The sequence below is a fragment of the Cellulomonas algicola genome (genome assembly GCF_019024305.1).
Classification (GTDB): domain Bacteria; phylum Actinomycetota; class Actinomycetes; order Actinomycetales; family Cellulomonadaceae; genus Cellulomonas; species Cellulomonas algicola.
In genome coordinates this window covers 39,120-65,294 of sequence record NZ_JAHKSJ010000003.1, presented here as the reverse complement: position 1 = coordinate 65,294, position 26,175 = coordinate 39,120, and the positions used below count along the sequence as shown (strand labels likewise).

Sequence of the window (26,175 nt, the reverse complement as noted above, 5' to 3'; positions counted from 1 at the left end):
CGGCCCGGTGCGCGCGGGCGCCCCCGCCACGGCAGCGGTGGCCGCCGCGTTCCCCGCGAGCCGCTGCAGCGCGAGCACCTGACGCGCGCGCAGGGCCGGCACCGGCGCACGCGCGCCGGGCGTGCCGTCCGTGACGACGGCCGCGTCGGGTCGCGCGCCGGCCCGGGGGTCGGCGCGCACAGGTCGGGCGCGCCCACGCGCGTCCGGCAGCGGACGCGGCGGGGCCGCGCGGTGCTCCGCAGACACCCTCCCGACGCTGCCGCCGGGCTACGGGCCCGACGAGACCACGGGCGCGCCGCTCGGGGCACGTCCGGGTGCCCGAAGGGGCACCGGTCGTCGCTCGCCGCGGACCCGGCGGTCCGGCACCGGCGATGGCCGCACGCCGTGGTCCGTCAGGCCCGCAGCGTCAGTCCCCGCCGGATCACACCCGATCCGTCGCACCCGCCGCGTCTGATCCGCTGCGTGAGACCTGGTGGGCCGCGTCTGGTGCGTCAGACCGGGTGCGTCGGGCCCGGCGCGCCAGTCGAGGGCGTCAGGACCGGCGCGTCACGGCAGGATCGAGTCGACGTAACCGCCGTCGACGCGCACCGCGGCACCGGTGGTCGCGGACGCGAGCGGCGACGACAGGTAGACGACGAGGTGCGCGATCTCCTCGGGCTCGATCAGCCGCTGCAGGAGCGACTGCGGGCGGTGCAGACGCATGAACTCGCGCTGCGCCTCGTCCCACGGCAGCGACCGGTCGACGAGCTGGTAGACGAAGTCCTCGACACCGCCGGTGTGCGTCGGGCCGGCGATCACGGAGTTGACCGTGACCCCCGTCCCGGCGGCCTCCTTCGCGAACCCGCGCGAGACGCCGAGCAGGGCAGTCTTGGAGACGCCGTAGTGGATCATCTCGGCGGGGATCACGACCGCGGAGTCGCTCGCGATCATGAGGACGCGCCCCCACCCACGCGACATCATGCCGGGCAGGTAGGCACGTGTGAGCCGGACGGCCGTGAGGACGTTGACCTCGAAGTACCGCCGCCACTCGTCGTCGGTGACCTCGAGCGCGGGCCGCGCCTCGAAGATGCCGAGGTTGTTGACCAGCACGTCGACGTCGGGCAGGCGCTCGAGCACGGCGGCCGTGCCGTCGTCGGTCGTGACGTCGCCGGGCGCCGCGACGACGTCCGCGTCAGGTACCTGCTCGGTCAGCCGGGCGATCGCGGCGTCGACCGACTCCGCGGTCCGTCCGTTCACGCCGACCCGCGCACCCGCGCGGGCGAGGCCCACGGCGATCGCGGCGCCGATCCCCTGCGTCGAGCCCGTCACGAGCGCGGTCCGGCCACTCAGGTCCAGGACGGTCATGCGACCGACGCTAGGTCAGGCGACCGGTGACCGCCCGCCGTCGGGCTCGGACCCGGACTCGGAGGACTCGAGCTCGGGCTCCGCGGGCTCGGGCTCAGACGTCGTCTCGAGCGCGGGCTCGGACTCGGGCCCCGGCTCGCCCTCATCCTCCGGCAGCCGACGGTCCCCCGCCGCCTCGTCGCGGACGAGCCGCCACCACAGCGCGACGGCGAACCCGCCGAAGATCCACCACTGCGCGGCGTACGCGAGGTTCTGGATGTTGAGACCCGCGCCGGGCGAGCGCGGTGGGTCGAGCAGGACGACGTCCGGGGACTGCGCCGGGGCGGACGACGCGACGACGAGGTAGCCGGTCCAGATCGGCCCGCCCCACACGTTGAGCAGCTCGGGCGAGCTGATCGCGTCGGTCTGGCCGTCGTGCACACCGCTGCCGGCGGCCTCCGACACTTGGAGGTAGCCGACGAGGTCCACCACGCCGGCCGGCGGCGCGTCGGCGTCGGCGGGCGAGCCCACCCAGCCGCGCACGACGGGCAGCACGGCCTCACCCCCGTCGGACCCAGCGCCGGGCACGTGCAGCGGCGTCAGGACCAGGTACCCGGTGACGTCGTCGTGCGCGCGCCCCGGGACGAGGAGCTGCCCGGACGTGTCGTACGTGCCGGCCACGGACACCTTCTTGCCGACCATGTCGCCGTGGAACGCGGTCTGCGGCGCGAGGACGTCGTCGAGCGGGACGGGGTCCGCGGCGACCTGCTCGGCGACGTGCCGGGCCTCGGCGCGGGCGCCACGCACCTCGGCGCGGTCGAGCTGCCACGCGCCGAGCCGCCCGCAGACCGCGGCGGCTCCGAGGAGCACGACGAGCAGCAGGAGCATGCGCGGGCGTCGCGCGGCCTGCCACCACGTCGTCGTCGGCGCCTCCTGCTCGGTCACCGGGTCACGGTAACCCGGCCCGGCCGACGCCCCTGCACACCGCCCGCGCCGCACCGCCAAGGACCCCCTCGACGACCGCGCCAACACCGGCTGACCTGCGCGCGGACACCCGGTGACGGGCCGAACGAGACCAAGGTCACCTCCTGCGCAGGGGGCCGTTGTGCGGTTGTATGACACGTGGGCGTGCCGTCGTTCCCCGGCCGTAGGTCGGAAGTCCCGGAACTCGGTGCGATCCCAGGGAACGCTGGCAACGGGGGCACCGGCGAGGCAAGCAGCCGGACGACGATGGGGAGCGAGCATGAGCACTGCGACGTCGGCCGAGACCACCTGGCGCAGGGGGTCCGGCGAGACTGTCTCCGCGGAGACGCTGGAACGCATCGACCAGTGGTGGCGTGCCGCCAACTACCTGTCGGTCGGCCAGATCTACCTGCTGGACAACCCCCTGCTGCGCGAGACGCTGACGCGTGACCACGTCAAGCCGCGTCTGCTCGGCCACTGGGGCACGACCCCCGGTCTCAACTTCCTGTACGCGCACCTCAACCGCGTCATCGCGGAGCGCCTGCAGTCCACGATCTACGTCACGGGCCCGGGCCACGGTGGTCCGGGCCTCGTCGCCTCCGCGTACCTCGACGGCGTGTACTCGCACGTCTACACGGACATCACGGAGGACGACGAGGGTCTGCGCCGGCTGTTCCGGCAGTTCTCGTTCCCGGGCGGCATCCCGTCGCACGTGGCCCCGGAGACGCCGGGCTCGATCCACGAGGGCGGCGAGCTCGGCTACGCGCTGTCGCACGCGTACGGCGCGGCGTTCGACAACCCGGACCTGCTGGTCGCGACGGTCATCGGCGACGGCGAGGCGGAGACGGGCCCGCTCGCGACGAGCTGGCACTCGAACAAGTTCGTCAACCCCGTGAAGGACGGCGTCGTCCTGCCGATCCTGCACCTCAACGGGTACAAGATCGCGAACCCGACGGTGCTGGCCCGCATCAGCGACGACGAGCTCGAGGCCCTCATGGTCGGCTACGGGCACAAGCCGCACGTGTTCGTCGCGGGCTTCGACGACGAGTCCCACGCGGACATCCACGGCCGCTTCGCGACGCTGCTCGACGAGGTCCTCGACGAGATCGCGGAGATCAAGGAGCAGGCCCGCGCGGGCAAGGACGAGCGCCCGATGTGGCCGATGATCGTCTTCCGCACGCCGAAGGGCTGGACCGGCCCGGACTACATCGACGGCAAGAAGACGACGGGCTCGTGGCGTGCGCACCAGGTGCCGCTGTCGAGCGCGCGCGACACCCCGGAGCACCTGGACGTGCTGCGGACGTGGCTCGAGTCGTACAAGGCCGAGGAGCTCTTCGACGCGACGGGGCGGCTGAACGACGACATCCGCGCGCTCGCGCCGCCCGAGGGCCTGCGCATGAGCGACAACCCGCACGCGAACGGCGGGCTGCTGCTCAAGGACCTGCGCCTGCCGGACTTCCGCGACTACGCGGTCGACGTGCCGACGCCCGCCGGCTCGATCAGCGAGGCGCCGCGCGTCCTCGGCCAGTGGCTGACCGACGTCATCAAGCAGAACCCGGACAACTTCCGGATCTTCGGGCCGGACGAGACCGCGTCGAACCGTCTGCAGGCGGTCTTCGAGACCACCGACAAGCAGTGGAACGCGGACTTCTACGGCGAGGAGGTCGACGAGCACCTGTCCCGCGCGGGGCGCGTGCTGGAGATGCTCTCGGAGCACCAGTGCCAGGGCTGGCTCGAGGGCTACCTGCTCACCGGCCGCCACGGGCTGTTCAACTGCTACGAGGCGTTCATCCACATCATCGACTCGATGTTCAACCAGCACGCGAAGTGGCTCAAGGTCACGAACCACATCCCGTGGCGCCGGCCCATCGCGTCGCTGAACTACCTGCTGTCGAGCCACGTGTGGCGGCAGGACCACAACGGGTTCAGCCACCAGGACCCCGGCTTCGTCGACCACGTCATCAACAAGAAGGCCGAGGTCGTCCGGGTCTACTTCCCGCCGGACGCGAACACGCTGCTGTCGACCTACGACCACTGCCTGCGCAGCCGGCAGTACGTCAACGTCGTGGTGTCCGGCAAGCAGCCCGCGCCGAACTTCCTCACGATGGACGAGGCGATCGCGCACTGCACGCGCGGCCTCGGCATCTGGGAGTGGGCCGGCACCGAGGTGCCGGGCGAGAAGCCGGACGTCGTGCTGGCCGCGGCGGGCGACGTGCCCACGCTCGAGGTGCTGGCCGCGGCCGACATCCTCAAGCGCGAGCTACCCGACCTCAAGGTGCGCGTCATCAACGTCGTCGACCTCATGCGGCTGCAGGACGAGAAGGAGCACCCGCACGGCCTGTCGGACACGCACTTCGACGGCCTGTTCACCGCCGACCGGCCGGTGATCTTCGCGTACCACGGCTACCCGTGGCTCATCCACCGCCTCACGTACCGCCGCAACGGGCACGCGAACATCCACGTGCGCGGGTACAAGGAGGAGGGCACGACGACGACGCCGTTCGACATGGTCATGCTCAACGACCTCGACCGGTTCCACCTCGTCATCGACGTCATCGACCGCGTGCCGCACCTGGGCACCGCGTACGCCGGCCTGCGTCAGCGCATGGTCGACAAGCGCATCGAGGCCCGCGAGTACACCCGCGAGCACGGCGACGACCTGCCCGAGGTGCGCGACTGGGTGTGGCCCGACGCGGGCGAGACCGCCACGGAGCAGGGCGGCCCGCAGCAGAACGCCACCGTCTCCACGGGCGGTGACAACGAGTAGCACCCCCGCGAGGGCCCCCCTCGCACCGGCCCGTGACGCACGCGGGCCACCGCCGGACCCGGGCGGGTCGCGCCGACGCCACCGCGAACCGCCGCGACCCGCCCGTCCCGTCCGGAGCACGAGCACGACCCCCGCACCAGCACCACCCCCGGCACCCCGGGGATCACGCACCAGGAGCAGCCCCCGTGGCCCGCAGCATCTACCTCACCTCCCCCGAGGGGGACTCCGGCAAGTCGGTCGTGGCGCTCGGCCTCGTCGACCTGCTCTCGCGCAGCGTCCAGCGGGTGGGGGTGTTCCGGCCGGTCGCCCGCTCGACCAAGACGCGCGACTACGTCCTCGAGCTGCTGCTCGCGCACGACGGCGTCGACCTCACGTACGACGAGTGCGTCGGCGTCACGTACGAGGAGGTGCTGGCCGACCAGGAGGCCGCGCTCGGCAAGATCGTGCAGCGGTACCACGAGGTCGCGCGCCGCTGCGACGCGGTCGTCGTCGTGGGCTCGGACTACACCGACGTCGCCGGCCCGACGGAGCTCGCCTACAACGGCCGGATCGCCGCCAACCTGGGCGCGCCCGTCGTGCTCGTCGTCAACGGGTCGGGCCGCACGCCCGAGGCCATCCACCAGGTCGTCGACATCGTCGTGGGGGCGATGCGCGACGAGCACGCGCAGGTGCTCGCCGTCACGGTCAACCGGTGCGGTCCCGCGGCGCTCGACGCCGTGAAGGCCGAGGTCGAGGGCGGCACGGGCCTGCCGACGTTCGCGCTGCCCGAGAGCCCGCTGCTCACCGCGCCGACCGTCCGCCAGCTCATGGAGGCCGTCGGCGGCTCGCTCAGGGCGGGCGACGACGAGCTGCTGTCCCGCGAGGTCCTCGACGTGCTCGTCGGCGCGATGTCCGTGGAGCACCTGCTCGACCGGATCGCCGACGGCGCCGTCGTCATCACGCCGGGCGACCGGTCGGACGTGCTGCTCGGCCTGCTCATGGCGCACGCCGCCGAGGGCTTCCCCTCGCTCGCCGGCATCATCCTCAACGGCGGGTTCGAGCCGTCGCCGGTCGTCATGCGTCTCATCGACGGCCTCGGCACGCGCCTGCCCATCATCACGACGTCGCTGGGGTCGTTCCGCTCGGCGAGCGCGGCGGCCTCCACCCGCGGCCACCTGTCCGCGGACAGCCAGCTCAAGGTCGACACCGCGCTCGCGCTGTTCGAGGAGCACGTCGACGGCACCGCGCTGCTCGGGGCGCTCGACGTCGCGCGGCCCGAGGTCGTCACGCCGCTCATGTTCGAGTACGAGCTGCTGGACCGGGCGCGCGCCGACCGCAAGCACATCGTGCTGCCCGAGGGGAACGACGACCGGATCCTGCGCGCCGCCTCGACCCTGCTGCGCCGCGGCGTCGCACGCCTGACGATCCTCGGCGAGCCCGCCGCGATCCGCACCCGCGCGACCGAGCTGGGCCTCGACCTCGCGGACGCCGACCTGATCGACCCGCACGACCCCGCGTGGGTCGAGCGGTTCGCGGCGGAGTACACGCAGATCCGCGCGCACAAGGGCATGACGGTCGAGCGCGCGCGGGAGATCGTCCCGTCCGTGTCGTACTTCGGCACGATGATGGTCCACCTCGGGCTCGCCGACGGCATGGTGTCGGGCGCCGCGCACACGACCGCGCACACCATCAAGCCGTCGTTCGAGATCATCAAGACGGCCCCCGGGACGAGCAGCGTGTCGAGCTGCTTCCTCATGTGCCTCGAGGACCGCGTGCTCGTCTACGCCGACTGCGCCGTCATCCCCGACCCCACGGCCGAGCAGCTCGCCGACATCGCGATCTCGTCCGCCGCGACCGCCGTGCAGTTCGGCATCGAGCCCCGCATCGCGATGCTGTCCTACTCGACCGGCGCGTCCGGCACGGGCGCCGACGTCGACAAGGTGCGCGCCGCGACCGCGCTGGTCCGCGAGCGCCGCCCCGACCTGTCCGTCGAGGGCCCGATCCAGTACGACGCCGCGGTCGACGCGTCCGTCGCGCAGACGAAGCTGCCCGACTCCGCCGTCGCCGGCCGCGCCACCGTCTTCGTGTTCCCGGACCTCAACACCGGCAACAACACGTACAAGGCCGTCCAGCGGTCCGCCGGTGCGATCGCCGTCGGCCCGGTCCTCCAGGGCCTCAACAAGCCCGTGAACGACCTGTCCCGCGGCGCGCTCGTGCAGGACATCGTCAACACCGTCGCGATCACCGCGATCCAGGCGCAGGCCGACGCACCGGCCGGCGCGACCACGACCTCGGAGGCCGTCGTCCGATGACCATCACCCAGCCCCGCCCGCACAGCGCGCACGGAGCCCACGGCAGCGTCCTCGTCGTGAACTCCGGGTCGTCGTCGATCAAGTACCAGCTCGTCAACCCGGTCGGCGGCGAGGCGATCGCCGCGGGCATCGTCGAGCGCATCGGCGAGGACGTCGGCACCGTCAAGCACACGTTCGCGGGCAGCACGACGACGCGCGACACGGTGATCGCCGACCACGGCGCGGGGCTGCGGGTCGTCCTGGGCCTGTTCGACGAGATCGGTCCCGACCTGGCGGCCGCGCACGTCGTCGCGGTCGGGCACCGCGTCGTGCACGGCGGGTCCGACTTCACGGGCCCCGCGCTGGTCGACGACGACGTGATCGCGCGCATCGACGCGCTCGCGCCCCTCGCCCCGCTGCACAACCCCGCCAACCTCACGGGCATCGAGGTCGCGCGCGAGCTGCTGCCGGACGTGCCGCACGTCGTCGTGTTCGACACCGCGTTCTTCCACACGCTGCCCGACGCGGCCGCGACGTACGCGATCGACCAGGGCGTCGCCACGACCTACGGGGTGCGGCGGTACGGGTTCCACGGCACGTCGCACGAGTACGTGTCGGGCAAGGTCGCGCGCGTCCTCGGCCGCCGCGTCGAGGAGCTCAACCAGATCGTCCTGCACCTGGGCAACGGCGCGTCCGCGTCGGCGGTGCGCGGAGGTGTCGCGGTCGAGACGTCGATGGGCCTGACCCCGCTCGAGGGCCTCGTCATGGGCACGCGGTCGGGCGACATCGACCCGGCCGTCCTGATCCACCTGCAGCGCAACGCGGGCATGTCGGTCGACGAGATCGACGACCTGCTGAACCGCCGCTCGGGGCTCAAGGGGCTGGCCGGCGAGAACGACTTCCGCGAGATCCACCGGCTCGTCGAGGAGGGCGACCCGAGCGCGCGGCGCGCCCTCGACGTGTACATCCACCGCCTGCGCAAGTACGTCGGCGCGTACATGGCGATCCTCGGCCGGGTCGACGTCATCACGTTCACCGCGGGCGTCGGCGAGAACGACGAGCTCGTCCGCGCGCTCGCGCTCGCCGGGCTCGAGCCGTTCGGCATCGCGGTCGACCCGGGGCGCAACGCCGGCCGCAAGAAGGAGCCGACGACGATCTCCCCCGACTGGACGAGCACGCGCGTCATGGTCGTCCCGACGAACGAGGAGCTCGCGATCGCCCGCCAGGCGGTCGCGACCATCGAGAAGGCGGGCCTCGAGGGCACGTCGGACGAGACGGACCCGGCCCCGGCGGCCGCGGGCCACGCCTGACCCGACCCGACGCTCGCGTGGAAGGTCCGTCGCGCTGGACGTGACAGACCTTCCACGCGAGGGCCGCGGCGGAGCCGCGGGATGCCGTCAGGGCAGGCGGGCCGTCTTCATCGCGCGGAGGAGCTCGGTGTAGACCCGGGGCCACGTCTCGGTGCCCAGGTCGAACAGGCGGTGCAGGCCGAGACCCGCGTGCACGCCGTGCTGCACGGCGACCGTCTGCACGCGCGTCGTCTCCCACAGGCCCTCGCGCCCGTGCCGGTGCCCGTGGCCGGAGTCGCCGACACCGCCCTGCGGGGCACCGACCGAGCCCCACGTGGTGACGTACCCCTCGTTGACGTTGACCGTGCCCGCACGCACCCGGCGCGCCAGGGCGGCACCTCGACGCGTGTCGGCGGTCCAGATGCTCGCGTTGAGGCCGAGGTCGCTGTCGTTCATCGCGGCGACGGCCTCGTCGTCCGACGCGACCGGGTAGAGCGCGACGACCGGGCCGAACGTCTCCTCGCGGTGCAGCCGCGCCTCGGGCGGGACGTCGACGAGGATCGTCGGCTCGTAGAAGTACGGGCCGACGTCGGTGCGGTGCACGGCACCGGCGAGCACGGTCGCGCCATGGCCGATGGCGTCCTCGACGTGCTCGACGACCGTCGCGAGCTGGGCCGCGGACGTGAGCGACCCGACGTCGGAGCGGTAGTCGAGCCCGGAGCCGAGGCGCAGCGCGCGCGTGCGGCGGGCGAACGCGTCGGCGAACGCGTCGAACACCTCCTCGCGCACGTAGATCCGCTCGATGCTCACGCACACCTGGCCGGTCCCGACGAAGCACGCGCGGACCGCACCCTCGGCCGCGATCTCGACGTCGGCGTCCTCCGCGACGTACATCGGGTTCTTGCCGCCGAGCTCGAGGGTCACGGGCACGAGCCGCTCCCCCGCGCTCGCGGCGACGACGCGGCCGGTCGCGGTCGAGCCGGTGAAGCTCACGTGGTCGACGTGCTCGACGACCGCCGCCCCGACGGTCGGCCCGTCGCCGACGACGATCTGCAGCAGCCCGTCGGGCAGCCCGGCCTCCTCGAGGAGCTCGGCGGCCCACAGCGCTGTCAGGGCGGTCTGCGGGTCGGGGCGCAGGATGACCGCGTTGCCCGCGACGAGCGCGGGCAGGACGTCGCCCAGCGTCAGCGTGAGCGGGAAGTTCCACGGCGCGACGATCCCGACGACGCCGACGGGGTGCCGCAGCACGCGGACCGACGTGAGCCCCGGGATCAGGCCCGGGACGCGGCGCGTGCGCAGGTACCGCCCGGCGCGCGCGGCGTAGTGCCGCGACACGAGCGCGATGTCGCAGACCTCCTCGAACGCCGCGACGCGGGCCTTGCCGGTCTCGAGCTGGATCAGGTCGAGCACGTCGCTCTGCCGCGCCAGGACGAGGTCGTGCACGCGAGACAGCACCGCGGTCCGGGCCCGCAGGGGCGTCGCCGCCCACAGCCGCTGCGCAGCGCGCGCCGCACGGGCGGCACGGGCCACGTCGGCAGCGGTGGACAGCGGGACCGCGGCGATCGGGCCGCCCGTGTAGGGCGCGTGCGCCGTGTGCGTCGCGGCGCCCGGCTCGGCGACGACGCGGGCGAGGAGCGTGCGGACGTCCTCGGGTTCGAGCACGTACGTCGCGAGCGGGTCGGTCTCCGGGTCGTGGAGCTCGGTGTGTCCGTCGTGCGCCATGCGCGTCAGGGTACGCGCGGCACCTGTCCCCCCGGCCCGCGCGGCGCGGGTGTCGGCCGACGTCGCCCCGCCGGGTGACGCCCGTCGCGGCGGGCACCGGTCGTGGCGCCCACCGCGACGGTCGCTCAGACGCCGAGCGTGTCGCGCACCTCCGGCACGAGCATCGCGACGACGGCAGCGCGCGCGGCCTCCGCCGACTCTGCCGCGAGCGCGGCGGCGGCCATCGTCGCGCACTGCGCACCGGTGTGGTGGCGCAGCGCGTACCGGACGGCCGGCACGGCGCCCGCGGACATCGACAGGCTCGTGACGCCGAGCCCGACGAGCACGAGCGCGAGGACGGGGTCGGACGCGGACTCGCCGCACACCCCGACGGGCTTGTGCAGCTCCTGACCCGCGCGGGCGGTCGCGTCGACGAGATCGAGGACCGCGGGCTGCCACGGGTCGAGCAGGTCGGCGAGCTCGCCGCGCAACCGGTCGGTCGCCATCGTGTACTGCGCGAGGTCGTTGGTGCCGAGCGAGACGAAGTCGACCTCCGCGAGGATCTCCCGTGCGCGCAGGGCCGCCGCGGGGATCTCGACCATGACCCCGACCGTCGACAGGCCGTGCGCGCGGGCGCGCGCGGCGAAGTCCCGGGCCTCGGCGGCGGTCGCGATCATCGGCGCCATGACCCAGGGCGCGGCACCCGTCTCCGACTGCGCGGCGCCGAGCGCGGCGAGCTGGACGTCCAGCAGCTCCGGCGCGTTCCGGACGAGCCGGTACCCGCGGACACCGAGCGCCGGGTTCTCCTCGTCGGCCTGCGTCGCGAACGCGAGCGGCTTGTCGGCGCCCGCGTCGAGCGTGCGGACGACGACCTTGCGCTCGCCGAGCGCGGCCAGGGTCCGTGCGTAGACGGCGGACTGCTCCTCACGGGTGGGGGCGTTCGTGCGCTCGAGGAACAGCACCTCGGTGCGGAACAGCCCGACCCCCTCGACGGCCGCGCCGGAGATCCGCTCGGCGTCCTCGGCGGTGCCGATGTTGGCAAGCAGCTGCACGGGCCGGCCGTCGGCCGTGCCGCCGGGCGCGGTGTCGGCGGCGAGCGCGTCCTCGACGCCCGAGCGGCGGGTGAGCTCGGCGCGCAGCGCGTCGTCCGGGTCGAGCGTGAGCGTGCCGGCGGCGGCGTCGACGGCGACCTCGGTGCCGTCCTCGACCGTCGTCGCGAAGGGCACCTGCACGACGCAGGGCAGTCCCAGCTGGCCGGCGATGATCGCGGTGTGGCCCGTCGGGCCGCCGAGCTCCGTGACGATCGCAAGCACCTTGTCGAGGTCGAGCGCCGCGGTGTCGGCGGGCGCGAGGTCCCGCGCGACGACGACCGACGGGCGGTCGAGGTGCGGGACGCCCGGTGCGGGGAGGCCGAGCGCCTGGGCGACGACGCGGTCCCGCACCGAGCGCAGGTCGGTGACCCGCTCGGCGAGGTACCCGCCCGCCTGCTGGAACATCGTCGCGAACATCGCGACGACCCCGTCGACCGCGTGCACGACGTGGTCGCCCGCCGAGATGCGCGTGAGAACCTGGCTGCGCAGCGCCTTGTCGTCGGCCATCTGCGCGGTCGCCGCCAGCACGTCCCGCACGGTGCCGGTCGCGCGCGACGACTGCGCACGCAGGTCCTCGACGACCCGCGTGAACGCCTCGTCGACGATTCGGTGCGCCGTGGCCGGGTCCGCCGGGACGCCGTCCACCAGGAGCGGAGCGTCGTCGTCGACGTGCGGCGGCGGCTGCACCTGGGCGACGGGCCCGACGACGCCCCGCCGGCCCACGCCGACGCCGCGCAGCACGCGGTCGCCGTCGCGGGGGCCGGGCGCGTCGGGTGCCGCCGGCGTGGCCGGCACCGTCGGCGTGCTCACGAGCCCGTGCCGGAGGCCGCCGGGGCGTCCTCCGCGTCGAGGTCGGTCTCGAGCAGCGTGACGAGGTCGTCGAGCACGCGCTCGGCGCCGTCGTCGGTGCTGAGCGTGACCTCCTCGCCGTGCGGGACGCCGAGCGACATGACGAACAGGATGCTGCTCGCGTCGACCGGGTCGCCGCCCGGCCGGGCGATGGTCACCGGGACGCCGGTCGCGGCGACGGCGTTCGTGAAGATCATCGCGGGGCGGGCGTGCAGCCCGACGCGGGACGCGACGACGGCGGTGCGCTGAGCCATGGTGCTGGTCCTCCGGGGTTCGTGCCGGTGCGGGAGTGGTGCGGGGGGACGGCGTCAGGCCGTCTGCCCCACGAGGGCCGCCTGCTCGTCGGCGGCCTGCTCGGCCTCGACCAGCGGGTTGGGCTTGACGCTCTTGAGCGCCACGACGATCGCGGCCATGACGACCACGCCGATCGCGATCGCGAGGATGAAGCCGAGCGGGTTGCCGATGAGCGGCAGCACCCAGATGCCGCCGTGCGGGGCGCGCAGCGTGCAGCCGAACGCCATGACGATCGCGCCCGTGGCGGCCGAGCCGGCGATCGACGACACGATCACGCGCCACGGGTCGGCGGCGGCGAACGGGATCGCGCCCTCGGAGATGAACGACGCCCCGAGCAGCCAGGCGGCCTTGCCGTTCTCCTGCTCGGCGTGCGTGAACAGCTTCTTGCGGACGACGGTCGCGAGCGCCATGGCGAGCGGCGCGACCATGCCCGCAGCCATCACCGCGGCCATGACCTTGTACTGCGTGGCGTCGGCGTCGAGGCCCTCGGTCGCCAGGCCGGTCACGGCGAACGTGTACGCGACCTTGTTGATCGGGCCGCCCAGGTCGAAGCCCATCATGGCGCCGAGCAGCAGCCCGAGGAGCACGAGGTTGGAACCGGACAGGCCGTTGAGCCACGAGCTCAGGCCGTCCATGAGCGACGCGATCGGGCGCCCGATGATCACGAACATCACCAGGCCGACGACGAACGACGACAGGAGCGGGATCACCACGACGGGCATCACGCCGCGCACGCCCTTGGGGACCTTCCAGCGCGCGATCCACAGCGCCACGAAGCCCGCGAGGAAGCCGGTGACGAGGCCGCCGAGGAAGCCGGCGCCCACCAGCACGGACACCGACCCGCCGACGAAGCCGGGCACGAGGCCGGGCCGGTCGGCGATCGCGTACGCGATGAACCCGGACAGCACGGGGACGAGGAACCCGAACGCGACGCCGCCGGTCTGGAACAGCAGCACCGCCCAGTCCTGCAGCGACACCACGTTGAACGACGTCATGAGGTCGTCGAGCGGCACCTTCGTGACCTCGACGACGCCCTGGTCGCCCCACGCGAGCTGCGCGAGCATGAACGACAGCGCGATGAGGATCCCGCCCGCGGCGACGAACGGGATCATGTAGGACACGCCCGTCATGAGCCACTGCCGGACGCGCGTGCCGACCCCGGCGTTGCTGTCGACCTTGGTCGTCGGGCCTGTCGGCCCGGTGCCGGCCGCGTGACCGGTGGCCGCGGGGGCGGGGACGCCCGACTCGACGGCCGCGACGGCGGCGGCGATGACGCCCGGCGCGTCGTGCACGGCCTTCTTGACGCCGACGTCGACGAACGGCTTGCCGGCGAACCGGTCCTTGTCCTTGACCTCGAGGTCCGCGGCGTAGATCACGCCGTCCGCGTCGGCGATGACGCGCGGGTCGAGCGGCATCGAGCCCGCGGCACCCTGCGTCTCGACCGCGACCTCGTGGCCGGCGGCGCGGCCGGCCTGCTCGAGGGCCTCGGCGGCCATGTACGTGTGCGCGATCCCCGTGGGGCACGAGGTGACGGCGACGAGCTTCATGCCGGCACGACCTCTCGGGTGACGATCTCGGCGACGGTCGCGGCGTCCGGCGCGTCCTTGAGCGACGTCCGGAACGACTCGTGCACGAGCCGCCGGGCGAGCGCGGCGAGGATCTGCAGGTGCGCGCTGTCGCCGGAGTCGGGCGCGGCGATGAGGAAGACGAGCGTCGCGGGGCCGTCGGGCGCGCCGAAGTCGACGCCGCCGGGCACCTTGCCGACGGCGAGGCTCGGCACGGTGACGTGCGCCGAGCGGGCGTGCGGCAGGCCGATGCCTCCGGGCATGCCGGTCGCCATCTGCGCCTCGCGGGCGCGCACGTCGGCGTGGAACCCGTCGGCGTCGGTCACGCGCCCGGCGGCGGCGAGCAGGTCGATGAGCTGGCGGGTCGCGTCGTCGCGGTCCGTGGCGACGAGGTCGACGGCGACCAGGTCGGCGGTGATGAGGGGGGTGGTCACGTCACAGCTCCTTCAGCGCGGTTCGGGGGTCGGGGTTCTCGACGACCTGGACGGTGTCGACGTCGATCTGGTCAGGGGTGGGGACGGCGGTCCCGGGGAGCAGGACCGCGGCCCTGCCGAACGCGACGGCGCGGCGCAGGCGGGCCGCGGAGTCGCCGTCCCCGGCGATGAAGCCGGCGAGGGTCGTGTCGCCCGCGCCGACCGTGGACAGCGGCACGAGCGGCGGGCCACCGGCCCACCAGTGGTGCCGCGCGGTGACGAGCAGCGCGCCGTGCGCCCCGAGGCTCACGAGCACGGCGCGCGTGCCCGCCTCGATGACCTCGCGCGCGGCGTCGACGACGTCGCCGACGGTCACGAGCTCGTGGCCGACGAGCTCGGCGAGCTCGTCGTCGTTGGGCTTGACGAGCGTGAGCCCGCCGGACCGGACCGCCCGCGTGAGCGGGAGCCCGGACGTGTCGAGCGCGAAGGGCACGCCGTGCCGGGCGGCGAGGCCTGCGACCTGGACGAAGAAGCACTCCGAGGCTCCGCGCGGCAGGGAGCCCGCGCTGACCAGCGCGGCGGGCTGCGTCGTCAGCTGCTGCTCGACGGCCCGCAGCAGCGCGTCGCCCTCCTCGTCGGTGAGCCGCGGGCCGGGCGCGTTGACCTTGGTGGTCGCGCCGCCCGCCTCCACGAGCGTGAGGTTGGTGCGGGTGTCCTCGGCGATCGGGACCGGCAGCGCGGGCACGCCCTGCTCGCCCAGCAGCTCGACGAGGCGCGCACCGTCGGCGCCGCCGACGGGCAGGACGGCGAGCGTCGGGACACCGTGCGCCATGAGCACCCGGGAGACGTTGATGCCCTTGCCGCCGGGGTGCACCCACGCGCCGTCGGCGCGGTTGACCTCGCCGACCGCGAGCCGGTCGACCTGCAGCGCGCGGTCGAGGCTCGGGTTCGGGGTGAGTGTGAGGATCATGCGCGCACCACCCGCGTCCCGGCCGTCTCGATCTCGTCGACGAGCTCAGGCTCCGCACCGGTGTCGGTGACGAGCGTGTCGACGGCCGACAGCGGCACGACGTGCGCGAAGTCGACGCGGCCGAGCTTGGTGTGGTCCGCGAGCACGACGGTCCGCCGCGCGTTGGTGACCAGCGCGCGCTTGACCGCGGCCTCGGCGAGGTCGGGCGTCGTCAGCCCGTGCTCGACGGACAGCCCGTTGGTGCCGACGAACGCGACGTCGGCGTGGATGTCGGCCAGCGCCCGGACCGCCCACGTGCCGACCGCGGCGAGCGTGCGGCCGCGGACCGTGCCGCCCACCAGGTGCAGCGTGATGCCCGGACGCGTCGCGAGGACGGTGGCGACGGGCAGCGCGTGCGTGACGACGGTGAGCTCGCGGTCGTTCGGCAGGAGCTCCGCGAGGCGGACGGTGGTGGTGCCGGCGTCGAAGATGACGGCGCCCCCGTCAGGCAGCTCGTCGAGCGCGGCCTTGGCGATGCGCTCCTTCTCCCCCGCGAGCAGGCCCTCGCGGTCCGCGATGCCGGGCTCGAAGCCGAGGCGCTCCACGGGGATCGCACCACCGTGCACGCGCCGCACCAGGCCGTGCCGCTCGAGCGCGGTGAGGTCGCGGCGGATGGTCTCGGGGGTGACGTCGAGCTCGTCCGCGAGGGCGGTGACGTCGACCCGGCCCTCGGCGCGGGCGCGAGCCAGGATCTGCTGGTGCCGCTCCGGTGCGTACACGCTGCCTCCGTCGTGCCGGACACCGCGTTCATCGCGATGTCTGATGCGTCCAGAGTCCGCTTCTCACCCTGCCATGTCAAGAGATTCGGGCCCATTCGGACTTAAACAGACTTCTACCTGGGCAGACTCGGGCATCCGATCGTCCAGATTCCGGCCGTCGGACCACGCGCACGGGCGATCCGGACCCCGGGCGCTGATGAACGGGCACGACCGGACATCGCCGCAGACGACGGACGCCCGCCCCGGCGGACCGGGACGGGCGTCGTCGAGCAGGGCAGACGTCAGTGCGGCTGGTAGGGCGAGACCACGACCTCGACGCGCTGGAACTCCTTGAGGTCCGAGTAGCCGGTCGTCGCCATCGCACGCTTGAGCGCACCGACGAGGTTGAGCGTGCCGTCCGCGGTGTGCCCCGGGCCGAACAGGATCTGCTCCAGCGAGCCGGCCGTGCCGACCTCGACACGCTCGCCGCGCGGCAGGTGCGGGTGGTGCGCCTCCGGGCCCCAGTGCCAGCCCCGACCCGGCGCCTCGGTCGCGCGCGCGAGCGCCGCACCCAGCATCACCGCGTCCGCACCGCACGCGACCGCCTTCACCAGGTCGCCCGAGCGCCCCACGCCGCCGTCGGCGATCACGTGCACGTACCGGCCGCCCGACTCGTCGAGGTAGTCGCGCCGCGCCGCCGCGACGTCCGCGACGGCCGTCGCCATCGGCGCGTGGATGCCGAGCGACACGCGCGTCGTGTGCGCCGCTCCCCCGCCGAACCCGACGAGCACGCCCGCCGCACCCGTGCGCATGAGGTGCAGCGCCGCCGTGTACGTCGACGCGCCGCCGACGATCACCGGGACGTCGAGCTCGTAGATGAAGCGCTTGAGGTTGAGCGGCTCCGCGCGGCCCGACACGTGCTCGGCCGACACCGTCGTGCCGCGGATGACGAACAGGTCGACGCCCGCGTCGACCACGGTCCGCCAGAGCTCCTGCGTGCGCTGCGGCGACAGCGCGCCCGCGACCGTCACGCCCGCCGCCCGGACCTCCTTGAGCCGCTGGCTCACGAGCTCCGGCTGGATCGGCGCGGAGTAGATCTCCTGCATGCGGGCCGTCGCGCGGGCCACGTCGAGCGTCGCGATCTCCGCGAGCAGCGGCGACGGGTCCTCGTACCGCGTCCACAGACCCTCGAGGTCCAGCACGCCCAGACCGCCGGCCTGCCCCAGCGCGACCGCGGTCGCCGGGCTCATGACCGAGTCCATCGGCGCCGCGAGCACCGGCAGGTCGAAGTGGTAGGCGTCGATCTGCCAGCCGACCGAGACCTCCTCCGGGTCCCGCGTCCGCCGCGACGGGACGACCGCCACGTCGTCGAAGGAGAAGGCCCGCCGCCCGCGCTTCCCGCGCCCGATCTCGATCTCGTTGCTCACCGGACCAGGTTACCGGCGCCGCCACCCGCTCCCTGTCCGCGGCAGCATGGACGCATGCGGACGTGGCACCTCGACGTGGACGGGCACCGGTTCGACGTCAGCGAGCGGGCTCCGGGCACGTACGACCTCACGTGGATCACGGGCCCGCACACCGGGTACGGGTTCACGATCGGGTCGAACGACGGCTCGCCGATTCCCGCGGACCGCCTCGAGGCCGCGGCGCGCGGCTTCCTGCACGACGTCGACCCGTCGACCGGCTACCTCGCCGAGGACTGACTGCGGGCGCCGCGATCGTGTCGGTGCGCGGTGCTGTCGGTGGTCGGTGCGATCCTGGCGAAGCGGGCGGCACCACGAGCCCGTCACCGCCAGGCGCGTGCGCCGCGCGGTGAGCACGCCGGACGGACGAAGGACGCACGATGGGCTGGAACGACGGACCCTTGCTGGGCTTCGACACGGAGACCACGGGGCTCGACGTCGACCGCGACCGCATCGTCACCGCCGCGCTGGTCCGCCGTGACGCCGACGGCACGCACGTCCGCACCTGGCTGCTGAACCCGGGCGTCGAGATCCCCGAGCCCGCGGCGTCGATCCACGGCGTCAGCACCGAGCACGCGAAGGCGCACGGCGTCGCCCCCAAGGGTGCGCTCGACGAGATCGCCACCGAGCTCGCCGAGGCGTTCCGCGCGGGCGTCCCCGTCGTCGCCTACAACGCCGCGTTCGACCTGTGCCTGCTCGACGCCGAGCTGCGGCGCTACCGGCTGCCGACCCTCCCCGACCGGCTGCTCGGCGCTGCCCGGCCCGTCATCGACCCGCTCGTGCTCGACCGCGCCGAGGACCGCGAGCGTGAGGGCAAGCGCAAGCTCGTCGACCTGTGCGGCGTCTACGAGGTCGTCGAGTCGGGCGAGCTGCACAACGCCGACGTGGACGTCGTCGCGACGCTCGACGTGCTCGAGCGGATCGTCGGACGCTTCCCGCACCTCGCCGACCTGGACCTCGACACGCTGCACGAGTACCAGGTGACCGCGCACCGGGCGTGGGCGGAGAGCTTCAACGCGTGGCGCACCGAGAAGGGCCTCGACGGCCCGGGCGCGGAGCCCACCTGGCCCGCGCGCGAGCCCGTCGGCACCCTCTGGTAGCCCGCGGACACCCGCCTCCGCCGCCGCCCCACGGCCCGCCGCGGCCGCCTGGCGCCTCTGCCGCGCACGACGACGCCCGGGCCCCACGTGCGGGACCCGGGCGTCGTCGGACGTCAGCGGTGCGAGCTGTAGTTCGGCGCCTCGACCGTCATCTGGATGTCGTGCGGGTGGGACTCCTTGAGCCCGGCCGCGGTGATCCGCACGAACTGGCCCTTGGACTGCAGCTCCGGGATCGTGTGCGCGCCGACGTAGAACATCGACTGGTGCAGCCCGCCGATGAGCTGGTGCGCGACGGCCGCGAGCGGGCCGCGGTAGGGCACCTGGCCCTCGATGCCCTCGGGGACGATCTTCTCGTCGGTCGTGACGTCGGCCTGGAAGTACCGGTCCTTCGAGTACGAGACGCGGCCGCGGGACGCCATCGCCCCGAGCGACCCCATGCCGCGGTAGTGCTTGAACTGCTTGCCGTTGACGAACACGAGCTCACCGGGCGACTCGTCGCAGCCCGCGAGCAGCGAGCCCAGCATCACGGTGTCGGCGCCGGCGACGAGCGCCTTCGCGATGTCGCCCGAGTACTGCAGGCCCCCGTCGCCGATGACCGGCACGCCCGCGGGCTTGCACGCCTGCGCGGCGTCGTAGATGGCCGTGACCTGCGGGACGCCGACGCCCGCGACGACGCGCGTCGTGCAGATCGAGCCGGGGCCGACCCCGACCTTCACGGCGTCCACGCCGGCCTCGACGAGCGCGGTCGCACCCGCGGTCGTCGCGACGTTGCCGCCGATGACCTGGACGGCGCGCGTCGACGGGTCGGACTTGAGGCGGCGCACCATGTCGAGCATCAGCCGCGCGTGGCCGTTCGCGGTGTCGACGACGAGCACGTCGACGCCGGCGTCCACCAGGGCGGTCGCCCGCTCCCACGCGTCGCCGAAGAACCCGATCGCCGCACCGACGACGAGGCGGCCCTCGCCGTCCTTCGTCGCGTCGGGGTACTGCTCGGACTTCACGAAGTCCTTGACGGTGATGAGCCCGCGCAGCACGCCGGCGTCGTCGACGAGGGGCAGCTTCTCGATCTTGTGCTTCGCGAGCAGCGCGGCCGCGTCGTCGCGCGCGATCCCCACGGGTGCGGTGACGAGCGGCATGGGCGTCATGACCTCGTGCACGCGGCGGTGCTCGAAGTCGGCGGCCGGGACGAACCGCAGGTCGCGGTTCGTGATGATGCCGAGGAGGCGGTCCTGCGCGTCGACGACCGGCAGGCCGGAGACGCGGTAGGTGCCGCACAGGCGGTCGAGCTCGGCGAGCGTCGCGTCGGGCGAGACCGTCACGGGGTCGGTCACCATGCCGGACTCGGAGCGCTTGACGCGGTCGACCTGGTGCGCCTGGTCCTCGATCGACAGGTTGCGGTGCAGGATCCCGATGCCGCCCTGCCGGGCCATCGCGATCGCCATGCGCGACTCGGTGACCGTGTCCATCGCCGCCGACAGCAGCGGGACGCGCACCGAGATCTCGCGCGTGAGCCGGGAGGTCGTGTCGACCTCGCTCGGGATCACGTCCGTCTCCCCCGGGAGGAGCAGGACGTCGTCGTACGTGAGCCCGATCCGCGCGAAGGGGTCGGCCTGCGAGGGGGTGCCCGTCATCGCCCCAGGATACGTCCCGCGACGGGCAGCCCCGGCCCCCCGGTCCGCCTCCCGGACGCCGGCCCGACGCCCGCAGGGACGTCGGGACCGCGGCCGGTCGTCAGCGGATGAGCCCCCGGCGCAGACCGATCGCGACCGCCTGCGCACGGTCCTTCGCCCCGAGCTTGCGGAACAGCCGGCGCGCGTGCGTCTTCACCGTGTCCTCGGAGAGGAACAGCTCGGCGCCGATCTGCGCGTTCGACCGGCCGTTGCTCATGCCGACCAGCACCTCGACCTCACGCTTCGTCAGCGGCGCCGGCCCGGGCTCCGACGACGCGGGGGCGCCGTCGTGGCCGTCGACCGTGCCCGCCGCCGGGCGCGTCCCGTCCAGACCCGACCCGCCCATCGGCGTCGGCACCTCGACCGTCGCCCGCGGACCCTGCACCGGCAGCACCGCGCTCGCGAGCACGTGCGCCGCCACCGCCGACAGCTCCGCGCGGCCCACGTCGGGCGCGAGGAAGCCGCGCGCACCGAGCTGCAGCGCCCGGTCCAGCGCGACCGAGTCGTCGGGGTTGGCCAGCAGCACGACCGCCGCCGACGGCGAGACGGCACGCAGCCGTCGGATCGCCTCGGTGGCGCCGGGCGCCGGCAGGTGCGCGTCCAGCAGGACGACCGTCGGCGGGACCCTGCGTGCCAGCGTGATCAGCTCGTCCACCGATGCTGCCGCTCGCACCGGGGTGAGAGCGGGCACACCGATGGAGGTCACCACCAGGCGCTCGCGGATCACCGCTGAGCCGTGACAGACCACGACTCCCGCCATCGTTCCTCCTGTTTGCCCAAGACCGTCTCGTACGCCCGTCTGCTCCGACGGGCGGCGCGGCCCCTGCCGACCTGTCCGTCATCCGAACGGTTGATTCAGCACGGATATCGGTCGGCGCGCACGCAGACGTTAGCCCGCCGGGGCACTCCTGCGCCTCCCCCTGCCCTGGTTCCTCCCGCCGCGGGGGCTCCTGGCGGGGAATGTCCACTGGGCCGGACGGGGGACACCCGGCGGGTCGACGGGCCCTCGCCCGGCCGGGTGAGGGCCGCTGTGCCCCTCCAGGCCGCCCTGGGGCCCTGCCGCGATGCACCGGGCCCGCGGTGCCGAGACCACGACGGTGCCGCGGTGCCGAGACCACGACGGTGCCGCGGCGCCGAGGACGGCGCACGTGCCGTCAGGGGCGGTCGGCGGGTGCGGCGACCGCGAGCACCTCGTGCAGCAGGCCCGTGAAGGTGCGCGCGCGGTGCACGTGCCGCTCGACGGGCACGAGGCGCTGCGCACCGTCGGGCAGCATGACGAACTGCGGCAGGTCGGGGCGGTCCTGCGCGAGCCGGACCACGACCTCGAGCTCGGGCTCGGTGCGGCGCCCGACGGTGACCACGGCGCGCGCACGCGTCATCGCCACGAGCTCCGACGCGTGGTGCGGGGTCACGGGACCGCCGACGAGCCGGCCGTCGACCCCGCTCTCGACGAGCGCGCCGGCCAGCGCGTGCGCGACGAGCGGCCGCTCCTCCCCGGGCGGCACGAGGACCAGGACGACCGGGCTGCCCGCGGCGGGCGGGTCGACGGTCGCGTCGCGCAGCGCGGCGGACGCGGCGGCGCGGACGGTGAGCGCGGCGTCGACCCCGGGCCGGTCGACGACGGTCCGGCGGGCGAGCTGCGTGAGGGCCGGCTCGACGAGGTCGGTCCACCACCGCGCGACGGCTCCGGGCGTGCCGGGGGCGAGGGCGAGCAGCCGGGCGCAGCGGTCGGCGTCGTCCGCGAGCGCCGCGTCGACGACTGCGGTGGGGCTCGCGTCGGGGTGCGGGGCGACGGGCCGTGCGCGGTGGCCGTGCTCGGCGGACACGTCGGTCGCGAGCGCGAGGCGTGCGGCCTCGCCGGGGGCGACGCCCTCGAGCGTGAGGCGTCGCATGACGAGCAGCCGCTCGACGTCGGTCCCGCTGTAGCGCCGGTGCGCACCCGCGGAGTGCTCCGACGGTCCGAGCCCGTAGCGCCGGTCCCACGTGCGCAGCGTCGCCGGCGCGACGCCGAGCCGGCGCGCGACGGCCGCGACGGCGAGCGCGGGCGCTCCCGCGTCGGGCGCCGTGGCCGTGGGCGTCGACACGTCCTCGTCGGCGGGCATGACGCGATTGTGCCAGTGCTGCTGGGGTCGCCGTGCGGTGACGGCGACGACGCGCGGGCCGGACCGCGCCAGCCGACCTGGGCGTCCGCTCAGAAGCGCGTCATCACACGATCGTGCGAAGCAGTCTTGAACAACTTCTGGCGCGGTTGTAGCGTTCAGCCCACAGCACCACCCGCACCACCGTGCGGGGTGCCTGACAACCGAGCTACCGAGCGCGCTGGAGCCCACGGCCCGCCGACTCGGAATGACTGAGGAGGACGCATGGCGGAGATCTCGCGGTTGCCCGGACCGGTGATGGACCTGTGGGAGTGGCAGTTCGAAGGCGCCTGCCGCGACGCCGACCAGGACCTCTTCTTCCACCCCGAGGGCGAGCGTGGGTCGGCGCGCCGGCGCCGCGCGGAGGCCGCCAAGGCCATCTGCGCGACGTGCCCGGTGCTCAAGGAGTGCCGTGAGCAGTCGCTCGCGGTGCGCGAGCCCTACGGCGTGTGGGGCGGCCTCTCGGAGGACGAGCGGGCCGCGATCCTGGCGCAGCGCAGCGGTCGTCGCGCGGTCGTCTGACCCGCAGACCCACGAGACGACGAAGGCCCCCGACCAGCAGGTCGGGGGCCTTCGTGGTGCCCGGCGCCGTCAGCGACGGACGCCGGGCACCGTCAGATCACTTGACGACGACCGCGAGGATGTCGCGGGCCGAGAGGATGAGGTACTCCTCGCCGGCGTACTTGACCTCGGTGCCGCCGTACTTCGAGTAGATCACCTTGTCGCCGACGGCCACGTCGAGCGGGATCCGGTTGCCGTTGTCGTCGACACGGCCCGGACCCACGGCCAGGACCTCGCCCTCCTGGGGCTTCTCCTTGGCGCTGTCCGGGATGACGAGACCCGAGGCCGTCGTCGTCTCCGCGTCGAGCGTCTTGACGACGATCCGGTCCTCGAGGGGCTTGATGGAGACCGACACAGCGGACCTCCCCTTCGCATGTGAGTCGTGTTCGAGCTGTCCGAGCGCACCGACTCACGTCGTCGCGGGTGCCGTGACCAGGTGCGCAGCTGGCACACCCACAGGGAGAGTGCCAGCTCCTCACTCTAGGAACGCGTTAGCACTCGGTCAAGGCGAGTGCCAACGACCGGGCGTGGCGCGGGTGTCGCGCGGGCGCGCGCTTCACGAGCCACCGGGTGGCCCCGCCCGTCGTGCGGCCCGTCGGGCCGTGCAAGGATCGCCCGCATGGACGCCGCCGGCCTCAGCGCGCTGCTCAGCCCCCAGGGATGGGCCCTGCTCTCGGCGCTCCCGCCGTACGACGAGCAGCGGACCATGGCGCTGTCCGCGCGCCTGCACGCCGAGGGGCTCGACCCCGCCCTCGTCGCCGCCGCGCTCACGCAGTCCCGGCTGCGCGCGCGGGCCCGCGCGAAGCTCGGCGACTTCGCCAACGGCATGCTCTTCACCGCCGCGGGTCTTGAGCAGGCCACGCGGCTCACGGTCGCGGCGCACCACGCCCGGCGCTACCGCGACGCCGGCAGCACGCGGGTCGCCGACCTCACGTGCGGGATCGGCGCCGACGCGATGGCGTTCGCCGGCATGGGGCTCGCCGTGCTCGCGACCGACGTCGACGAGGCCACCGCCGCGATCGCCACCGTCAACCTGCGGCACTTCCCCGACACCGAGGTGCGGCACGCCGACGGGCTCACGCTCGACCTCGTCGCCGAGGGCGTCGACGGCGTGTACGCCGACCCCGCGCGGCGCACGTCGTCGGGCAGCCGCGTGTTCGACCCCGCCGCGTACGCGCCGCCGCTCGACGCCGTCCTCGCGCTGCGCGACCGCGTCCCCGCGCTCGGGCTCAAGCTCGGCCCGGGGGTCCCGCACTCGGCGCTCCCGCCCGACGCGCACGCGCAGTGGGTGTCCGTCGACGGCGACGTCGTCGAGGTCGGGCTCTGGTTCGGCCCCCTCGCACCCGAGGGCCCGGGGCGGTCGGCGCTCGTGCTGGCGGGGACGACGGCGCACACCCTGGCGACCGGTCCCGACGGCCCCGCGCACGCCTCCGCCGGACCCGTGGGCGCGTACCTCTACGAGCCCGACGGCGCCGTCATCCGCGCCGGGCTGGTCGGGGACGTCGCCCACCGGGTGCGCGGGACGCTCGTCGACCCCACGATCGCCTACGTGACGTCCGACGAGCTGCACGACGAACCCGTCGCCACCGCGTACCGCGTGCTCGACACCCTGCCGTTCGGCCTCAAGCGGCTGCGCACGTACCTGCGCGAGCGCGGCGTGGGGCGGCTGACCATCAAGAAGCGCGGCACGGCCGTCGTGCCCGAGCAGCTGCGCAAGCAGCTCGACCTGCGCGGCGACGCCGAGGCCACCGTCGTCCTGACCCGGGTCGCCGGGCACCAGCAGGTGCTCGTCGTGGAGCGCGTCTGATGGCCGCGCCCGTCACGCTGCCGTTCGCGCGGTCCGCGCGGTCGAGCGTCGGGCTCGAGTGGGAGGTCGCGCTCGTCGACGCCGACTCGGGCGACCTGCGGCAGGCCGCCCAGGCCATCTTCGACACCGTGCGGCCGACCGACGGCTCGGAGCACCCGCACATCAAGCAGGAGCTGCTGCTCAACACCGTCGAGGTCGCGTCCGGCGTGTGCCGGACCGTCGGCGAGGCCGGTGCCGACCTGCGCCGCGCGCTCGACGAGGTCGCCGCGGCCGCCGAACCGCTGCGCATCCAGCTCATGGGCGGCGGCACGCACCCGTTCGCGAACTGGGCGCAGCAGAAGGTCACCGACAAGCAGCGGTACGCGACGCTCATCGACCGCACGCAGTGGTGGGGCCGGCAGATGCTCATCTACGGCGTGCACGTGCACGTCGGGATCGAGGACCGCGACAAGGTGCTGCCGCTGTCCCGCGCGATGCTCACGGTGTTCCCGCACCTGCAGTCGCTGTCCGCGTCGTCACCGTTCTGGGGCGGCAAGGACACCGGGTACGCGTCCAACCGCGCACTGCTGTTCCAGCAGCTGCCGACCGCCGGGCTGCCGTTCGGCTTCGAGCGGTGGGAGCAGCTCGAGCAGTACGTCGGCGACATGATGCACACGGGCGTCATCGACCAGTTCGACGAGGTCCGGTGGGACGTCCGGCCGTCGCCGCGGTTCGGGACGCTCGAGATGCGCGTGGCCGACGGTGCGACCAACCTGCTCGAGGTCACCGCGATCTCGGCCCTCACGCACTGCTTCGTCGAGCACTTCTCGTCGATGCTCGACCGCGGCGAGGCGCTCCCCGCGCTGCCGCCGTGGTTCGCGCAGGAGAACAAGTGGCGGTCCGCCCGCTACGGCATGGACGCGATCATCATCACGAACGCCGCGGGCGACGAGGAGCTCGTCACCGACGCCGTGGGCCGCTGGCTCGTCGAGCTCGCGCCCGTCGCGGAGCGGCTCGGGTGCAGCGAGGAGCTCGAGCACGTGCGCGTCATCCTGCGCCGTGGCGCGTCGTACCAGCGGCAGCGGGCCGTCGCGCGCCGGAACGCGGGCGAGCTCGACGCGGTCGTCCGCTCGCTCGTCGCCGAGCTCGAGGCTGGCCGCCCCCTGTAGCCCGGGTCGCGACCCGGGCCCGAGGACCGGGTCGCGGGTCCGTGCGGTACCCGGCC

At 74.0% G+C, this 26,175-nt stretch carries 23 protein-coding genes; 8 read left to right on the top strand and 15 right to left on the bottom strand.

Features of this window, described 5'->3' with window-relative positions; genetic code table 11:
* The 3 genes from KOV94_RS03980 to KOV94_RS03970 all read right to left on the bottom strand — a co-directional run.
* A partial coding sequence (locus tag KOV94_RS03980) for a hypothetical protein (RefSeq protein WP_218051283.1) occupies window positions 1–246 on the bottom strand: 246 nt, incomplete at its 3' end.
* Between the two features lie 300 nt (window positions 247–546).
* Complete coding sequence (locus KOV94_RS03975) at window positions 547–1,344, bottom strand: SDR family NAD(P)-dependent oxidoreductase (RefSeq protein WP_124343498.1); 798 nt, start codon at window positions 1,342–1,344, stop codon at window positions 547–549.
* Window positions 1,345–1,359: 15 nt separating this feature from the next.
* A complete protein-coding gene (locus KOV94_RS03970) occupies window positions 1,360–2,268 on the bottom strand; it encodes an SURF1 family protein (RefSeq protein WP_218051282.1) in 909 nt (302 codons plus the stop codon).
* A 298-nt stretch (window positions 2,269–2,566) separates the two neighbouring features.
* Here KOV94_RS03970 and KOV94_RS03965 point away from each other — a divergent pair, with 298 nt between their 5' ends.
* The 3 genes from KOV94_RS03965 (at window position 2,567) to KOV94_RS03955 (ending at window position 8,633) form a co-directional block, all read left to right on the top strand.
* Entirely contained in the window at window positions 2,567–5,053 is a 2,487-nt protein-coding gene (locus tag KOV94_RS03965) for a phosphoketolase family protein (protein ID WP_218051281.1), read from the top strand.
* A 185-nt stretch (window positions 5,054–5,238) separates the two neighbouring features.
* On the top strand, window positions 5,239–7,344 hold the full coding sequence (pta, locus tag KOV94_RS03960; protein WP_124343495.1) for a phosphate acetyltransferase: 2,106 nt from the start codon (window positions 5,239–5,241) through the stop codon (window positions 7,342–7,344).
* Window positions 7,341–8,633, top strand: a complete 1,293-nt coding sequence (locus KOV94_RS03955; RefSeq protein ID WP_218051280.1) for an acetate/propionate family kinase — start codon at window positions 7,341–7,343, stop codon at window positions 8,631–8,633. Before pta ends, KOV94_RS03955 begins: the two co-directional genes overlap by 4 nt.
* 87 nt (window positions 8,634–8,720) lie before the next feature.
* Here the strand turns inward: KOV94_RS03955 and KOV94_RS03950 are convergent, their stop codons facing one another.
* The 8 genes from KOV94_RS03950 to KOV94_RS03915 all read right to left on the bottom strand — a co-directional run bounded on the left by KOV94_RS03950 (window position 8,721) and on the right by KOV94_RS03915 (window position 17,659).
* Complete coding sequence (locus KOV94_RS03950) at window positions 8,721–10,334, bottom strand: succinic semialdehyde dehydrogenase (RefSeq protein WP_162352693.1); 1,614 nt, start codon at window positions 10,332–10,334, stop codon at window positions 8,721–8,723.
* Between the two features lie 125 nt (window positions 10,335–10,459).
* The gene (gene ptsP, locus KOV94_RS03945) at window positions 10,460–12,214 is read right to left on the bottom strand and encodes a phosphoenolpyruvate--protein phosphotransferase (protein WP_443623166.1); all 1,755 of its coding nucleotides are present in this window, start codon (window positions 12,212–12,214) and stop codon (window positions 10,460–10,462) included.
* Window positions 12,211–12,507: an HPr family phosphocarrier protein gene (locus KOV94_RS03940; protein ID WP_124343827.1), complete on the bottom strand. Its 297-nt coding sequence runs from the start codon at window positions 12,505–12,507 to the stop codon at window positions 12,211–12,213. The genes ptsP and KOV94_RS03940 overlap by 4 nt, the downstream gene beginning before the upstream one ends.
* A 54-nt stretch (window positions 12,508–12,561) precedes the next feature.
* Complete coding sequence (locus KOV94_RS03935) at window positions 12,562–14,094, bottom strand: PTS fructose transporter subunit IIC (protein WP_218051279.1); 1,533 nt, start codon at window positions 14,092–14,094, stop codon at window positions 12,562–12,564.
* Window positions 14,091–14,546, bottom strand: a complete 456-nt coding sequence (locus tag KOV94_RS03930) for a PTS sugar transporter subunit IIA (protein WP_124343829.1) — start codon at window positions 14,544–14,546, stop codon at window positions 14,091–14,093. Before KOV94_RS03930 ends, KOV94_RS03935 begins: the two co-directional genes overlap by 4 nt.
* 1 nt (window position 14,547) lies before the next feature.
* A complete protein-coding gene (pfkB, locus tag KOV94_RS03925; protein WP_124343830.1) occupies window positions 14,548–15,495 on the bottom strand; it encodes a 1-phosphofructokinase in 948 nt (315 codons plus the stop codon).
* Window positions 15,492–16,253, bottom strand: a complete 762-nt coding sequence (locus KOV94_RS03920; protein ID WP_124343831.1) for a DeoR/GlpR family DNA-binding transcription regulator — start codon at window positions 16,251–16,253, stop codon at window positions 15,492–15,494. Before KOV94_RS03920 ends, pfkB begins: the two co-directional genes overlap by 4 nt.
* Window positions 16,254–16,534: 281 nt before the next feature.
* Complete coding sequence (locus KOV94_RS03915; protein WP_124343832.1) at window positions 16,535–17,659, bottom strand: GuaB3 family IMP dehydrogenase-related protein; 1,125 nt, start codon at window positions 17,657–17,659, stop codon at window positions 16,535–16,537.
* Between the two features lie 54 nt (window positions 17,660–17,713).
* Between KOV94_RS03915 and KOV94_RS03910 the strand changes: the two genes are divergently transcribed.
* Together KOV94_RS03910 and KOV94_RS03905 are read left to right on the top strand one after the other, a co-directional pair.
* On the top strand, window positions 17,714–17,935 hold the full coding sequence (locus KOV94_RS03910; protein WP_162352697.1) for a hypothetical protein: 222 nt from the start codon (window positions 17,714–17,716) through the stop codon (window positions 17,933–17,935).
* 140 nt (window positions 17,936–18,075) lie between these two features.
* Complete coding sequence (locus KOV94_RS03905) at window positions 18,076–18,795, top strand: exonuclease domain-containing protein (protein ID WP_124343833.1); 720 nt, start codon at window positions 18,076–18,078, stop codon at window positions 18,793–18,795.
* Between the two features lie 113 nt (window positions 18,796–18,908).
* Here KOV94_RS03905 and guaB read toward each other — a convergent pair whose 3' ends face one another.
* From guaB to KOV94_RS03890, 3 genes are all read right to left on the bottom strand, one after another.
* On the bottom strand, window positions 18,909–20,426 hold the full coding sequence (gene guaB, locus KOV94_RS03900; RefSeq protein ID WP_124343834.1) for an IMP dehydrogenase: 1,518 nt from the start codon (window positions 20,424–20,426) through the stop codon (window positions 18,909–18,911).
* A 100-nt stretch (window positions 20,427–20,526) separates the two neighbouring features.
* Entirely contained in the window at window positions 20,527–21,120 is a 594-nt protein-coding gene (locus KOV94_RS03895) for a response regulator transcription factor (RefSeq protein ID WP_443623165.1), read from the bottom strand.
* A 499-nt stretch (window positions 21,121–21,619) separates the two neighbouring features.
* Entirely contained in the window at window positions 21,620–22,567 is a 948-nt protein-coding gene (locus KOV94_RS03890) for a MerR family transcriptional regulator (protein ID WP_218051277.1), read from the bottom strand.
* 261 nt (window positions 22,568–22,828) lie between these two features.
* On the opposite strand from KOV94_RS03890, the gene KOV94_RS03885 reads away from it, so the two are divergent.
* The gene (locus tag KOV94_RS03885; protein ID WP_124343837.1) at window positions 22,829–23,125 is read left to right on the top strand and encodes a WhiB family transcriptional regulator; all 297 of its coding nucleotides are present in this window, start codon (window positions 22,829–22,831) and stop codon (window positions 23,123–23,125) included.
* A gap of 97 nt (window positions 23,126–23,222) precedes the next feature.
* On the opposite strand, the gene groES is transcribed toward KOV94_RS03885, so the two are convergent.
* On the bottom strand, window positions 23,223–23,519 hold the full coding sequence (gene groES, locus KOV94_RS03880; protein WP_124343398.1) for a co-chaperone GroES: 297 nt from the start codon (window positions 23,517–23,519) through the stop codon (window positions 23,223–23,225).
* A gap of 264 nt (window positions 23,520–23,783) precedes the next feature.
* Between groES and KOV94_RS03875 the strand changes: the two genes are divergently transcribed.
* Window positions 23,784–24,971, top strand: coding sequence for a class I SAM-dependent methyltransferase (locus KOV94_RS03875; protein WP_218051276.1), 1,188 nt, complete (start codon window positions 23,784–23,786; stop codon window positions 24,969–24,971).
* Window positions 24,971–26,119, top strand: a complete 1,149-nt coding sequence (locus KOV94_RS03870; protein WP_218051275.1) for a glutamate--cysteine ligase — start codon at window positions 24,971–24,973, stop codon at window positions 26,117–26,119. Before KOV94_RS03875 ends, KOV94_RS03870 begins: the two co-directional genes overlap by 1 nt.
* Window positions 26,120–26,175: the final 56 nt, after the last annotated feature.

Bases quoted from the DNA above. Each gene is read 5' to 3' on its own strand.
- KOV94_RS03875 (WP_218051276.1), top strand. From the start codon at position 23,784: ATGGACGCCGCCGGCCTCAGCGCGCTGCTCAGCCCCCAGGGATGGGCC.
- KOV94_RS03975 (WP_124343498.1), bottom strand. From the start codon at position 1,344: ATGACCGTCCTGGACCTGAGTGGCCGGACCGCGCTCGTGACGGGCTCG.
- KOV94_RS03885 (WP_124343837.1), top strand. From the start codon at position 22,829: ATGGCGGAGATCTCGCGGTTGCCCGGACCGGTGATGGACCTGTGGGAG.
- KOV94_RS03870 (WP_218051275.1), top strand. From the start codon at position 24,971: ATGGCCGCGCCCGTCACGCTGCCGTTCGCGCGGTCCGCGCGGTCGAGC.
- KOV94_RS03965 (WP_218051281.1), top strand. From the start codon at position 2,567: ATGAGCACTGCGACGTCGGCCGAGACCACCTGGCGCAGGGGGTCCGGC.
- pfkB (WP_124343830.1), bottom strand. From the start codon at position 15,495: ATGATCCTCACACTCACCCCGAACCCGAGCCTCGACCGCGCGCTGCAG.
- KOV94_RS03935 (WP_218051279.1), bottom strand. From the start codon at position 14,094: ATGAAGCTCGTCGCCGTCACCTCGTGCCCCACGGGGATCGCGCACACG.
- KOV94_RS03905 (WP_124343833.1), top strand. From the start codon at position 18,076: ATGGGCTGGAACGACGGACCCTTGCTGGGCTTCGACACGGAGACCACG.
- KOV94_RS03910 (WP_162352697.1), top strand. From the start codon at position 17,714: ATGCGGACGTGGCACCTCGACGTGGACGGGCACCGGTTCGACGTCAGC.
- KOV94_RS03955 (WP_218051280.1), top strand. From the start codon at position 7,341: ATGACCATCACCCAGCCCCGCCCGCACAGCGCGCACGGAGCCCACGGC.
- KOV94_RS03890 (WP_218051277.1), bottom strand. From the start codon at position 22,567: ATGCCCGCCGACGAGGACGTGTCGACGCCCACGGCCACGGCGCCCGAC.
- KOV94_RS03940 (WP_124343827.1), bottom strand. From the start codon at position 12,507: ATGGCTCAGCGCACCGCCGTCGTCGCGTCCCGCGTCGGGCTGCACGCC.
- KOV94_RS03950 (WP_162352693.1), bottom strand. From the start codon at position 10,334: ATGGCGCACGACGGACACACCGAGCTCCACGACCCGGAGACCGACCCG.
- guaB (WP_124343834.1), bottom strand. From the start codon at position 20,426: ATGACGGGCACCCCCTCGCAGGCCGACCCCTTCGCGCGGATCGGGCTC.